Consider the following 11,799-nt stretch of genomic DNA (forward strand, 5'->3'; position numbering starts at 1 on the left):
TTTTGGTTTTAAATGTTAGGTTATTATGATAAATATTAGCTTCTTGGAGGATAAACACCTTCCACGCAGATAATATAGTTTAAGCCAAGGTATGGTGGCATATTGTTTACGGGTATATTTTGCCCTACAAAAGCAATACTTTGACCATTAATAGCAGTGTCAGGATTGGCATTGTTTACATAGCTTGTAACAGCATTGAAATCTCTTCCTACCTGATTTCCTGTAATAGCGATAGATGTTGCCGCACTCGGAGTTGATGAATTGGCATTCTTGTTAGCCACTTTCAGTTGAAATCCGCTTCCGATACTTGGCATATTGGATGCTAAAAGTGTGTTTTGTGTGGTACCAGCCACTACTCCCAAAGGATAGAATTCGTTAGCATTTACATTTCCAGCTCCCAAGGCCATTCTTCCTTTAAGGTTGGGAACTGCGAAAGTGGTGATTCCATCACCTCCATAAGTCGTTCCTAGTATAGAAAATAAAGCGCTGTTATTGGCGATTCTTAATAAGCTTCCGTCGCAAAACATCCATCCTCTAGGGGCAAAGTTTCCTGCAAATAGCTTCACAATTCCAATGTATTCGTCCATGGTAAATTTTTTTTAGTGTATAGTTTCTTACTCTTTTCCGGCTTTTCAGATTCCGCCTTTGGTTGTTGATTTCTTTATCCAAAGGAACAAATTATCATAAAGTGATACTAGCGTAGAAAATACCAAATTAAACACTCCGTATTTCTACGTAATTTTGTAAGAGGAAGCCTAATTAATTTACAATTTTATCTTCTTTAAGTTTCTCGGAACGAGCGGTATTTCGTATTTTTGTAAGAATCCAATAAAAATGAAAATGAGCGAATTTGTAGCATCAGAAATTAAAAATAATATTGCCGAAATCAGTTTCGGAACTCCTAAAAGTAATTCTCTTCCAGGGGCTATTTTAGAAAAACTTGCCCAAACTATTCTTGAAGAAGGTGCAAAAGATGAGGTGAAAGCCATTGTAGTGAAAAGTGAAGGTGAAAAAGCCTTTTGCGCAGGAGCCAGCTTCGACGAACTTTTAGCGATTGAGGAACTGGAAGCGTCCACTCAGTTTTTCGGAGGGTTTGCCAAAGTTTTGAATGCCATGAGACAATGTGGAAAAATAGTAGTAGTTAGAGTTCAGGGAAAAACGACCGGTGGGGGAGTTGGTATTGCTTGTGGAGCAGATTATTGTTTTGCAACCAAAGATTCTGCGCTTGCTCTTACTGAAATTAATTTGGGAATTGGACCTTTCGTTATTGGTCCTTATGTAGAAAGAAAAATCGGAAAGTCTCAATTCTCAGCGATGGCTATTGATGCTGATTTCAGATCTGCAGATTGGGCAGAGCAACACAATATTTATCATTCTGTTTCAGATACTATTCAGGAAATGGATGAAAAACTGGAAGTATTTTTGCAGACATTGGCTTCCAGAAGCAGTGATGCTTTAGCTTTAATCAAAAAGGTATCATGGGAAGGAACGGATCATTTCAATGACCTGATGCCTGCAAGAATTCATATGAGCGCAAGCCTTATCTTAGAAGATTCTGCCAAAAAGAATATCGAATCTATCAAAGAAAGACTGAGAGCAAAATAATTTTCATCTCATAAAAATACAAAGCCGTTGATTTGTTCATCGGCTTTTTTGTTTTTCTAAAAATATTATTTCTTTCGAGTGATGGCTCAACTGCAAAAATTTCTTGAGAATTTTTATAAAATTATTTTGTTGGTTGATAAAAAACAATAACTTTGTAATTCAAAGTTCTTTTTATGAATTCAAAAAACTATCACGAAGACTTATCACATATCCGATCTATGATGGAACGGTCTTCAAGGTTTATTTCGCTCAGCGGTCTATCGGGAGTGGTTGCCGGATTGGCGGCTATTATTGGTGCTGTTTATGTGTATTATGTTTTTCAGAGGGAAGGGATCAATTATTTTGATGGCGACAGAAATATTTTTAAACCTGCTTTAGTCAGAGAACTTGTATGGATAGGAATCATAATTCTTATTGCAGCAGTTCTTAGTGGATATCTCTTTACGGCCAATAAAAGTAAAAAGAAAGGGTTGAAGATCTGGGATGCTACTACAAAACGTCTGCTGATTACTTTTGCAGTGCCTTTGGTTGCTGGAGGATTTTTTTGTCTGGCACTTCTTTACCATCATCTTTTTGTTTTTGTAGCACCAGCTACCTTGATTTTTTACGGATTAGCACTAGTGAGTGCAGAACGATACACCTTAACAGACCTGAAGTATCTTGGATATCTTGAAATTATTTTAGGATTAATTTCTTTATTCATCCTGGGTTGGGGATTGGTTTTCTGGGCAATAGGCTTTGGTGTTTTGCATATCGTATATGGGTTGATCATGCATAAAAAGTATAAATAGTGGGGGTAGGCTTTGTCATTGTTCTGCACCTTTTCTTATTGTCTGTTGTTGGTTTTATTGTTGGTATTGTAAGTTCGGTGGTTACTTATTTTGCTGGTAAAAAAGAAAGACGCAGATCAAAAGTAGTAGTGGCATTCATGGCACCGTTTGCCTTTTTGTATACTTTTTATATTGGCGGCCTTATTGGGGTATCAATACTTGCTGATAGGAAAAATGTTGATATAGGAATTGGAGATGACTGGCACGTTCCTTTAGAGAATAACCATATTCTTTCATTTCTGGAATTGGATGAACCGGGAGCTATTGTTGAAAAGAGTGGGAGATCTGTAGTTTGGGATGTTGTGGCAATTGAAGAAAAAGGAAATCAGGTTGTAGGGAAAAGAGAAAACAATCAGTATTTTTCTTATGACACCCAAACAAATGAGGTTCATGAGTTTAATACGGAGTCTGAACTGAAAGCAGCCAGCAATGATAAAGAAATTAAACTGATGAATGTTTCCAAATTTTATTCAGAGAAAAAAAGTGGATTGATCAGTACCTGGGAATATATATCAATTGCAGTTTTTTCATTACTGATAAGCGTTGGTGCAATTAATATGACCAAACATATTGTCTTTTTCACCGGTGAAATGTTCGCCAGGAAATTAAAATAAGCGTATGAGAAAATGGACTGTTTTTTTATCCTTATTTTTGCATGGTTTTTTCGGAAAGTCTATTCTGTGATAGAGAAAAAATTGAACTGTAACCATGATTATATATTACTGAGAATTTAAAAATAAATGATAATTTCTGCTGTGTAAATTGTCTCAATATAAATAAGATAAATTTAAAATGATCAAAATCAGCCAACTTAATAAAGAATTCGAAAGCCGTGTAAGATTGGGCATTATGTCCGTTCTTATGGTTAACGACTGGGTTGATTTTTCCGAAATGAAAGCTTTACTAGAAATTACGGATGGTAATCTGGCCAGCCATAGCAATGCTCTTGAGAAAGTAGGCTACATAGAAGTGAAAAAAGAATTTGTAGGGAAAAAACCAAGAACCTCTTACCGTGTTACACAAAGTGGAAGACAGGCCTTTACCGAACATCTGGATGCTCTGGAAAAATTATTGGGACGCTAGTCCTATATTTTTTTGAAAATTTACTTTGAATTACAAAGTGCTTTTTATTTTAAAATTAAATAATATGATGACGCAAAAACAAAAAACATGTACAGTATATGCCATTCCATTGGTTGTACTCAGTATTCCATTGCTTGGAAATCTATTTTCTAAGGAAGTTAACTCGTCTGGAGCAGATTTTCTGATTGCAGAAGTGTTGCTTTTTACAACAGCTTTTCTCATCAATCTGGTCAGAAACAGGATAAAGAAACAAAGTCAGAAAGTCTTGATTACTATTTTCATTTTGCTGGCTCTCACATTAATTTGGCCCAAGCTGGCAGTAGGTATTTTCGGAAGTCCGTTTGCAGGAAGCTAAAATTAAGTTTGCTATTAATTCTAAATAATAATGATGAAAGATTCAAAAATAATAAATCTAGGCAAGGCAGTATTCGCAGTATTTTTTTCAGTGGGAACTTTTTGCCTTTTAGGAGCATTAATTACAAAGGATGATTGGTTTGCCGGAGCAGGCTATTTTTTAATCTTTTTTGGAGCGCCAGCCAACTTATTGTGTATACTTGGACTTTTGATATATAGTGCTATAGATACATCAAAATTCAAAGAATGTATGACCGCCATACTCATTTTGACTGCCAATATTCCTATCGCATTTATTTACGCTGTTATAGGTATTAGTCTTTTCTTTTAATATCCATACTATTATGAAAAAAATACGCGTTCAGTTTCTGCTTTTTGTGTATGATAAAACTCAAAGGTTATACAGAAAATACTTTAAAAAGAAAAAAAGACAATGGCAGTTCAATGAAAAACAGCTGCTTGAATTCCAGGAAGATTCTCTGGGAAGAAAATTGGGAGAGTTCTATAAAAAACATGGGTTTTCTATGATCCCTAAAATGGAAAATCATGATGTTCATCATTTGATCACGGGTTGCGGAACCAACTTCGAAGACGAAATCGCGATGCAATATCTTTTGCTGGGGAACGGAAAGCTTAATGCCCATCTTTTGGCAGCAATTGTTTTAGGAACAGTAATCTTACCTGAGTATGTGTCAATTTATATCAAGGCTTATCGAAAAGGACAAGGCATGAGAGCTTTTCATCATTGGGATTTTGAAGGTCTTTTGTGGCAGAATTTTGATCATGTGAAAGATTTTATTTTCCAGAAAGATACTGCTGTACTTTATTAACACTGATTCTATGAAAAAAATACAATTCAGCCCGTTAGGAGAAAAAACATTTTTGATCTCCTTTTTAGCCGGAAGCTCTTTACTATTCCTGTACTGGATTACAAAGGCCAACTTTCTGGTCATAGTGGGCTTTTATTATGTCATTATTGCAGCAGTTGTTAATCTGCTTATTCTTCTATATGAACTGATGGAGTTTCTTGGCAATATATCCGAAAAGAAAAGCTCCGGAAATTCGGTTTTGCTGATGCTGGTCAATATTCCTATTGTACTGGTATACCTGAACCTGTTTTTCAGTTTTTGCTAAGCTTCATTATAATATGTCATTAACCCTTTAATTTTTAAATATTATGAAAACACATCACTATATATTTCTTACAGCCTTTCTTTTTGTTATTCTTTTCTATGATCAGGATATTGGGCTGAACCTTGGAATTCTGGGAATCATTTATGCTGTCCTGACTTTGTTTAAAACACCAAAGAAAAACAGAACCAGGTTGGTGTATATTCTTTCTGCCACAAGTATTCTTTCGGGGGCTGCTTTTGCATGGTACGGAGACTTTCCTTCTTTTCTGGCAGTGGTAAGTTCACTTCTTTTGCTTGCTTATAAATCAAAAAATAAAAGAATGAAAATCCTCCTTCTGGCTCCTGTTTTTATTGTAAACAGCTGTATTTCGCTCTGTCGCTTTTTAAATTTTGATAGTTGGCTTCCTCAAAGAAAAATTCCAGGATTGTGGCAGAAAACATTGGCTTTCATCTTGATTCCGCTATTGCTGGTTTCTGTATTCTTTGGAGTGTATTCTGTAGGGAGTAATCATTTTGCCTCACTTTTTACCGATTATGAGTTGGATATTAACCTATGGCAGGTATTCTGTCTTTTTGTTTTAGGATTTTTTATCGCTTTTAATTATTGGAATTATGCTGTAGAAAGAATGATTTATAAAACTAATCATATGATAAGCAATAATTTTCAGAAAGATTCCCAAATTCCAAAGGCTACCTATTCTTTTCTGGATCTGGATTCTGAAAGAATGAGTGGCGTAATTTCCTTTCTTTGTCTGAATATTTTATTGATTTTCTTCATCATCACTTACAATTATGAACAGTTTTATGAAGTATCTAAAACACCGGCCCAGCTTTCCGAAGAAACTCATGAAAGGGTAAAGGCGGTTATCCTTTCAATTATTATGGCCATTTTGGTAATCATGTTCTATTTCAAATCGGGCTTTAACTTCGATCCTAAAGCAGGATTGATGAAAATTTTGGCAAAAATCTGGATTTTCCTGAATGCTATTCTTGTATTATCTGCCGCAGTGAAAAACTATGAATATATCGTTCATTATGCTTTTACCTACAAAAGGCTGGGCGTTTTTGCTTTCCTTGCGTTATCGCTGATTGGTCTTGCATTGACTTTTATTAAAATTCAGAACAAAAAAACAAATGCATTTCTGTTCAATACCATGGTGTGGTATTTCTACGGAACTGTTTTGTTATGCAGCTATATCAATTGGGGAGGTTTTATCATTTCCCAAAATATGAAACGGAAAAATTTTGTGATCGATTACTATTTTTCGACCGTCAACTTCAGCGAAAAAGATTTATTGAAATATGCTGAAGCCAAGAATGATCTGCAACTTAAAAAAACGATACAGGCGAAGATAAAAAGAGAGCAAAACAAAAGAAATCTTTCCAAAATCCTTTATTATCAAACTATAGAATAGTACGGTCATGAAAAAAATAATTGGATCTCCAAGAGTCAAAATGAATATGCTGCTTATATTTATGACTTTGTTTTGTTTCAGTCTTTCTGTTTTCAGATATTATATCAGTGAAGCAAAGGTCTTTCTGTTTCTCAACTGGAATCTTTTTTTGGCTTGGATTCCCTTATTATTAAGTTCTTTTATTGTGATTTTTAAGATTAAAAGTAAAATATCTCTGGCATTCATTATCATCATCTGGATATTGTTTTTCCCCAATTCTCCCTATATCCTCACAGATCTTTTTCATTTGAGGGCAAGAAATGCAATACCGATCTGGTATGATCTGATTGTTATTCTTTCTTATGCATGGACAGGGCTTATCTGTGGTTTTATAAGCCTTAATGATATAGAAAAAAGACTCTTCAGTTATGGTAAAAAGAATGTTGTGAATGGGTTGATTATATTTTTCCTTTTTATGAGCAGCTTCGGAGTATACCTGGGAAGATTTTTGAGATGGAACAGTTGGGATGTCCTCAATAATCCTTTTGGCCTTTTTAATGATATCGTTGTCAGATTAATTTATCCTCTTGAATATACTAAAACATGGGGTGTTACCCTGCTGATGGGAGTGATGCTGAATTTTATGTACTTTACATTTAAATGGATGGAAACAGGGAATCATGATAATATGCAGCCCAAAAAGATGAATCATTAAATGAAATTGGAACAGTTTTAGCATTTAAAAGGATCAACAGAATGATACATAAACATTCTAAAAATTAATTATTATGAAAAAAAGCCTGTTGTTGATCCCATTGATTATTCTTTCATGTAAAAAAGAATCTGCCGTTCCTGAAGTATCAGGCAAAGATTCTGCTGTAGTAACAGAAATGCCGGATTCTGCTTATAAAAGAGATTCTGTAGCAGTGAGACAAAAAGATTCAATTATTAACAATGCTCCGGCTACTAAAGAAGTTTTGCGTAAAGGAGTGATGAGAAGTGAAAAAGAAGGACAAATTGTAAGAACAGCAGATGCTTCCCAGCTACCATTTACCTTAGGTGAAGCATTTACCGATGATAATCAGGAATTGGTATTGAAACTGACTCACTATGAGAAGCCCAACCTCAAAGCTAAGATTTCAACAAAAGAAAAAGATTTTAATATACGCTTCAATCAGATAAAATTGCCAAATGGAGACTATGACGGTCCTTTTGGAAGAGACATTACCTATGAAACTCCCGGGAAAGGAGAAGTATGGTTAATTATCGGAAAAAGTAATATGGCTTCAGGAAATACCAAAGGAAGCTTTACCGTAAGTGTAGAATAAGCCTGCAAAAATTTGGTACAATTTCTGCAAACTATATAGAGAAGTTTAAAATTTAAAATTATGAAAAATATCGTTCTAACAGCAGTGGCCGCATCATCTGTACTCGTAAGTTGCGGGACTGTACAGTCGCTGGTTCAGAATACGTTTCCATACACAACGAATGTTTTAGTGTCTACAGGAGTACCTGCAGATAAAGAAGTTTCTTCCACTGCAACAGCAACCAATGTGCAAACTTGGTTTGGAGGAAATAATAATGCCAAGATTAAAGATGTAAGAATCTCTGATGCCAAGATTTCTGTAGCATCACCTTCAGGAGGAAATCTAAGTGCATTCAAAACTGTTAAAATTTATGTTTCATCGGCGGGAACCAGAGAAAGGCTTATTGCTTCACGATCCAATATATCTACAGATACTTCCAGCTTAAATCTGGATCTGAATGATACAGGATTCCTGGACGAAATTGTAAAAAGTTCAGGCCTTACCATCAGAACTGTTTATGAACTGAGAAATCAAACTTCTTCTGACATGAACATTAAAGTGGCACTTAATTTCAGCAGCGTCCCTGCGAAATAATTTATAAAAACTTGTGAAAAAACGCCTTTCAGAATTTCTGAAAGGCGTTTTTAATACATTATAGTTTAGTGAACTTTTCCACAACTCTTCTTGAACCGTCATTGATATTGATCATATACTGACCAGTCGGCAATGTTGAAACATCAATTTTCTCATCCGATGAAACAGAATTTCTGATCACCGTTCTTCCCTGAAGATTTACAATTTCAAAATCCAGTTTTTTATTTTCATTACTTTGAATAGCAATATAGCTGGAAGTAGGATTAGGATAGATCTTAACCTCTAGAGCACTTAATGTGTTAACCGGTTTTACGAATTTACTTTCCAGTTGAAGGATTGCATTTTTTACATTTGGGAGAGGACCTATTTTCTGATTAGCCACCGTACCACCCTGAGGAATTCCTGTAGAAATCAAGAGGTTTTTCATGGCGGCCGGAGTAAGGTTCTGCCCCGTATTCTGACGGTAAAAAGACTGGATAAGTATCGCTGCGGAAGCTACAGTAGGCGTTGCAGAACTGGTTCCACTGAAATAATTATACGTTCTGTTGTCATCATTATCATATTTGGCATAGGATCCGTAACCTGCTGCCAAAACATTGCTTCCCCAGCCTTGTACATCTACCCGGTTTCCGAAGGTGCTGAAGCTCAGCTTTGAATGGGTTGTATTCGGTGAACCTGCCCCTACAATAATCGCCCCACTGTTTCCTCTTGCATTGTATGTCGCGTAAAAAGGGTCATCAAGGTTTTGATTTCCGTTCCCCGCTGCTGCAATGATGATAATTCCAGAATCTGTAGCCGCTTTGGTAAGATCCCAGATTACTTTATCATATTCTGCTGGACAATATTGGCCATCTTTACCACCTGTCTGCATTTCATACAATATAATATCGCCGGATTGCGAAGCATTGATGGATCTGCTTACTGCCGAAGCCCGGTTATACCCTAAAGTTGTCCATTCCAAATATCCTTTGATTTCGGAAGCACTGTAAGCCGCTCCGGTAAGTCCGATATTATCCTTTACCGACCCTAAAATACTTGTCACTGCAGTTCCGTGATCACGATAGTTATTGGCTGATAAACCAGAATTTGGACTATATCCCGGTTCCAGTTGTATAGAATTTTGATTGGCCAGCATTTCATGGGTTTTATAGAAACCATATTCTACATCACGAACCCTGATATTCTGCCCGGTAATTCCTCTTGACCAGGCATATTTTGCGTTAATTCCAGGATTGTCATTCAGATAGGTTTGTACACTTTCCAAATCTGGTGTAGCCACAAACATATTCACCAATGGTGGCTCTACCGGCGTACTGCTCATCACTGAAACATATTCTATTTCAGGAAATCTTTCCAGTGTCTGAATAATTTTCTGTGAATATTCCAGGTTTTGAAAAGGAAGCTCAGCTTTATAGATTCTTTTCAGCTTTTCTACAGATTCTCCTGAGTTACCAATGGCCTGGCTGCTTCTGGACATTTCCTCCAGTTTACTTTCCGTGAAGGCAAGATCATACGTAAATGAAATATTGTTTTCCCTTGAAAATTTTTCCAAATCGGCGTTTCTTGTGAAGGCCATTTTCTCAGAATTGATTCCTTTGGAGAAACATACATACACTGTACTGTTCATATCATTGGACTGTATGGAATGGTTGTCCTGTCCAAAAGAAAGGGTGGAAGAGAGCACAGATAATGCGAAAAAATGAATTTTTGTTTTCATATTATTTTTATTAAATGGTTGTGAATGTGTTTTGGTTTATATCAAAAATAATAATAAAAACATAATAAAATCACTTTTTCGTGAATTTTAATAAATAATTTTCATACGAAAAAATAAACCCCAAAGAGGGTAAAATCTGTGGGGTTTAAGGTGTTTATATTGTATTAATAGAGGCAGACTGGAAATGCTATTTTAATTGTCGTCAAACCAGTTCAGCCTGTTTTTGTGATAAATTACTTTCTTTTTATTCATAATCTGGTATTCGATACCGATACTGTCGTTATTGGCATTGATCAGTTTTGCTTCCTGAATGGGCAGTTGTTTTTCGTCAACATATATTTCCTGAGAAGGAGGGATTATCTTTTCTATAGTATCTAAGTAGGGATCTCTGGAAATTTTTTTCTCAAAGATTCCTTCTTTTTTATAAATCGTGATCATTGGATTAGACATTACTCCGGGGCGGCCTCTTTCTATTCTGTACGTGTCATCCAGTGCAATTTGCTGGGTGCATCCAACGGTTGAAAAATAAAGAACCATACTGAAAAAAGGAATCATCATGGGTAAAATACTCAGGACAGTCCCCGAGATCAATAACCAGAAGTAGATTCTAATACCCTTTTTTTTCCAGAACCGTATGATGATAAATAGAGTCATAGCAAGCCAGAGCCAGTTAATGATTTTATCAATATAATATCCTGAAAAGCTATAGTCAAAGAAACTTAAAACAACGTCAAAAAGAAAGATGGAAGTCATGATAAGATAGGCAACAACGATGTTTTGATTCTTCATTTTTTATGATTAGTTTTTAGTAATCGAATCCATAACAATCGTAACAGGGCCATCATTGATCAGGGATACCTTCATGTCTGCTCCAAAAATTCCGCTTTCAGTCTTCAAGCCGGATTGGGCTATTTCTTGTTTAAAATAATCAAAAAGAGGAACTGCTTTATCGGGTTTTGCCGCTTTGATGAATGAAGGACGATTCCCCTTTTTATAATCCGCGATTAAGGTAAACTGACTGATACAGAGAATTTCCCCTGCAATATCTTTTACCGAAAGATTGAGTTTACCATCTTCATCACCAAAAATCCTGAGATTTAATACTTTCTGTACAAGCCAGTCTGCATCTGTTTTCTCATCATTTTCATCTATACCCACCAGAAGCATTAATCCTTTCCTGATTTCTCCTACTGTTTTCCCTTCTACTTTTACGCTGGCTTCAGAGACTCTTTGTATGACAATCTTCATTTTTTAATAATAAACATTTAGAATTTTACTGGCCGGATCAAAGTTAAAATTGGTATAGGTTTTAGGAGGTAAAGACGTCTTGGCTCCGGATTCCGGCTGTCCTGTTCTTAATATCCATCTTGTTCCATCTTTAGGACACAGAATGGCAATATTATCCTTTACTTCCAAAGTTGTGTTGTTATCCGGGCAGATATGAGGGGCATTTCTGTCATAGATCTTGAAAGAATTACCTACACGAACAATGATCAATCCTCTGGTTCCGGACTGCTGTTCATTCACGTAGATCCAGCCGCTGTCATAGTTCAGATTGTTGTATGCCGGAAGGTTCAGATTCAAGGTTACATTAATTGGATTATTGGGAAAGCAATTCACTGTATCTTCTCTAGTGGAGCATGAGTTTATAGTTAAATTACTGAAAATCAGTAAAATGAAAATAGATAATATCAAAGAAGTTTTTTTCATTTCAATTTAAATTTTTATATATTTGTAAAAATTAAACGATTACAACACGAAAACATTGTCCGGCAAATGTCG

At 35.7% G+C, this 11,799-nt stretch carries 17 protein-coding genes; 12 read left to right on the forward strand and 5 right to left on the reverse strand.

What is annotated here, in order from left to right; genetic code table 11:
- Positions 1–35 precede the first annotated feature (35 nt).
- On the reverse strand, positions 36–587 hold the full coding sequence (locus tag ACQ76T_RS24675) for a phage tail protein (protein WP_431345843.1): 552 nt from the start codon (positions 585–587) through the stop codon (positions 36–38).
- 253 nt (positions 588–840) lie between these two features.
- On the opposite strand from ACQ76T_RS24675, the gene ACQ76T_RS24680 reads away from it, so the two are divergent.
- The 12 genes from ACQ76T_RS24680 (at position 841) to ACQ76T_RS24735 (ending at position 8,300) form a co-directional block, all read left to right on the forward strand.
- Positions 841–1,605 (forward strand): enoyl-CoA hydratase/isomerase family protein, encoded by a 765-nt coding sequence (locus ACQ76T_RS24680; protein ID WP_431345844.1) that lies wholly within the window; start codon positions 841–843, stop codon positions 1,603–1,605.
- A gap of 173 nt (positions 1,606–1,778) precedes the next feature.
- On the forward strand, positions 1,779–2,396 hold the full coding sequence (locus tag ACQ76T_RS24685) for a hypothetical protein (protein WP_431345845.1): 618 nt from the start codon (positions 1,779–1,781) through the stop codon (positions 2,394–2,396).
- On the forward strand, positions 2,396–3,049 hold the full coding sequence (locus ACQ76T_RS24690; protein ID WP_431345846.1) for a hypothetical protein: 654 nt from the start codon (positions 2,396–2,398) through the stop codon (positions 3,047–3,049). Before ACQ76T_RS24685 ends, ACQ76T_RS24690 begins: the two co-directional genes overlap by 1 nt.
- 178 nt (positions 3,050–3,227) lie before the next feature.
- Positions 3,228–3,518 (forward strand): winged helix-turn-helix domain-containing protein, encoded by a 291-nt coding sequence (locus ACQ76T_RS24695; RefSeq protein ID WP_431345847.1) that lies wholly within the window; start codon positions 3,228–3,230, stop codon positions 3,516–3,518.
- A gap of 64 nt (positions 3,519–3,582) precedes the next feature.
- The gene (locus ACQ76T_RS24700) at positions 3,583–3,873 is read left to right on the forward strand and encodes a hypothetical protein (RefSeq protein WP_431345848.1); all 291 of its coding nucleotides are present in this window, start codon (positions 3,583–3,585) and stop codon (positions 3,871–3,873) included.
- Positions 3,874–3,903: 30 nt separating this feature from the next.
- Positions 3,904–4,203, forward strand: a complete 300-nt coding sequence (locus ACQ76T_RS24705) for a hypothetical protein (RefSeq protein ID WP_431345849.1) — start codon at positions 3,904–3,906, stop codon at positions 4,201–4,203.
- A 13-nt stretch (positions 4,204–4,216) separates the two neighbouring features.
- A complete protein-coding gene (locus ACQ76T_RS24710) occupies positions 4,217–4,702 on the forward strand; it encodes a Coq4 family protein (RefSeq protein ID WP_431345850.1) in 486 nt (161 codons plus the stop codon).
- Between the two features lie 10 nt (positions 4,703–4,712).
- On the forward strand, positions 4,713–5,006 hold the full coding sequence (locus ACQ76T_RS24715; protein WP_431345851.1) for a hypothetical protein: 294 nt from the start codon (positions 4,713–4,715) through the stop codon (positions 5,004–5,006).
- 43 nt (positions 5,007–5,049) lie between these two features.
- Entirely contained in the window at positions 5,050–6,420 is a 1,371-nt protein-coding gene (locus ACQ76T_RS24720; protein WP_431345852.1) for a DUF4153 domain-containing protein, read from the forward strand.
- Between the two features lie 7 nt (positions 6,421–6,427).
- Entirely contained in the window at positions 6,428–7,114 is a 687-nt protein-coding gene (locus tag ACQ76T_RS24725) for a DUF1361 domain-containing protein (protein WP_431345853.1), read from the forward strand.
- Between the two features lie 73 nt (positions 7,115–7,187).
- Positions 7,188–7,727: a hypothetical protein gene (locus tag ACQ76T_RS24730; RefSeq protein WP_431345854.1), complete on the forward strand. Its 540-nt coding sequence runs from the start codon at positions 7,188–7,190 to the stop codon at positions 7,725–7,727.
- 60 nt (positions 7,728–7,787) lie between these two features.
- Complete coding sequence (locus ACQ76T_RS24735) at positions 7,788–8,300, forward strand: hypothetical protein (RefSeq protein WP_431345855.1); 513 nt, start codon at positions 7,788–7,790, stop codon at positions 8,298–8,300.
- Positions 8,301–8,358: 58 nt separating this feature from the next.
- Here the strand turns inward: ACQ76T_RS24735 and ACQ76T_RS24740 are convergent, their stop codons facing one another.
- From ACQ76T_RS24740 to ACQ76T_RS24755, 4 genes are all read right to left on the reverse strand, one after another.
- Complete coding sequence (locus ACQ76T_RS24740) at positions 8,359–10,017, reverse strand: S8/S53 family peptidase (protein ID WP_431345856.1); 1,659 nt, start codon at positions 10,015–10,017, stop codon at positions 8,359–8,361.
- A 192-nt stretch (positions 10,018–10,209) separates the two neighbouring features.
- On the reverse strand, positions 10,210–10,806 hold the full coding sequence (locus tag ACQ76T_RS24745; RefSeq protein ID WP_431345857.1) for a hypothetical protein: 597 nt from the start codon (positions 10,804–10,806) through the stop codon (positions 10,210–10,212).
- Positions 10,807–10,815: 9 nt separating this feature from the next.
- Positions 10,816–11,265, reverse strand: coding sequence for a D-aminoacyl-tRNA deacylase (gene dtd, locus ACQ76T_RS24750; RefSeq protein WP_431345858.1), 450 nt, complete (start codon positions 11,263–11,265; stop codon positions 10,816–10,818).
- Positions 11,266–11,268: 3 nt separating this feature from the next.
- Positions 11,269–11,727: a hypothetical protein gene (locus ACQ76T_RS24755; protein WP_431345859.1), complete on the reverse strand. Its 459-nt coding sequence runs from the start codon at positions 11,725–11,727 to the stop codon at positions 11,269–11,271.
- Positions 11,728–11,799: the final 72 nt, after the last annotated feature.

The organism is Chryseobacterium sp. JK1 (assembly GCF_050632815.1).
Classification (GTDB): Bacteria; Bacteroidota; Bacteroidia; order Flavobacteriales; family Weeksellaceae; genus Chryseobacterium.

Bases quoted from the DNA above. Each gene is read 5' to 3' on its own strand.
- ACQ76T_RS24675 (WP_431345843.1), bottom strand. From the start codon at position 587: ATGGACGAATACATTGGAATTGTGAAGCTATTTGCAGGAAACTTTGCC.
- ACQ76T_RS24680 (WP_431345844.1), top strand. From the start codon at position 841: ATGAGCGAATTTGTAGCATCAGAAATTAAAAATAATATTGCCGAAATC.
- ACQ76T_RS24685 (WP_431345845.1), top strand. From the start codon at position 1,779: ATGAATTCAAAAAACTATCACGAAGACTTATCACATATCCGATCTATG.
- ACQ76T_RS24695 (WP_431345847.1), top strand. From the start codon at position 3,228: ATGATCAAAATCAGCCAACTTAATAAAGAATTCGAAAGCCGTGTAAGA.
- ACQ76T_RS24700 (WP_431345848.1), top strand. From the start codon at position 3,583: ATGATGACGCAAAAACAAAAAACATGTACAGTATATGCCATTCCATTG.
- ACQ76T_RS24705 (WP_431345849.1), top strand. From the start codon at position 3,904: ATGATGAAAGATTCAAAAATAATAAATCTAGGCAAGGCAGTATTCGCA.
- ACQ76T_RS24710 (WP_431345850.1), top strand. From the start codon at position 4,217: ATGAAAAAAATACGCGTTCAGTTTCTGCTTTTTGTGTATGATAAAACT.
- ACQ76T_RS24715 (WP_431345851.1), top strand. From the start codon at position 4,713: ATGAAAAAAATACAATTCAGCCCGTTAGGAGAAAAAACATTTTTGATC.
- ACQ76T_RS24720 (WP_431345852.1), top strand. From the start codon at position 5,050: ATGAAAACACATCACTATATATTTCTTACAGCCTTTCTTTTTGTTATT.
- ACQ76T_RS24725 (WP_431345853.1), top strand. From the start codon at position 6,428: ATGAAAAAAATAATTGGATCTCCAAGAGTCAAAATGAATATGCTGCTT.
- ACQ76T_RS24730 (WP_431345854.1), top strand. From the start codon at position 7,188: ATGAAAAAAAGCCTGTTGTTGATCCCATTGATTATTCTTTCATGTAAA.
- ACQ76T_RS24735 (WP_431345855.1), top strand. From the start codon at position 7,788: ATGAAAAATATCGTTCTAACAGCAGTGGCCGCATCATCTGTACTCGTA.
- ACQ76T_RS24740 (WP_431345856.1), bottom strand. From the start codon at position 10,017: ATGAAAACAAAAATTCATTTTTTCGCATTATCTGTGCTCTCTTCCACC.
- ACQ76T_RS24745 (WP_431345857.1), bottom strand. From the start codon at position 10,806: ATGAAGAATCAAAACATCGTTGTTGCCTATCTTATCATGACTTCCATC.
- dtd (WP_431345858.1), bottom strand. From the start codon at position 11,265: ATGAAGATTGTCATACAAAGAGTCTCTGAAGCCAGCGTAAAAGTAGAA.
- ACQ76T_RS24755 (WP_431345859.1), bottom strand. From the start codon at position 11,727: ATGAAAAAAACTTCTTTGATATTATCTATTTTCATTTTACTGATTTTC.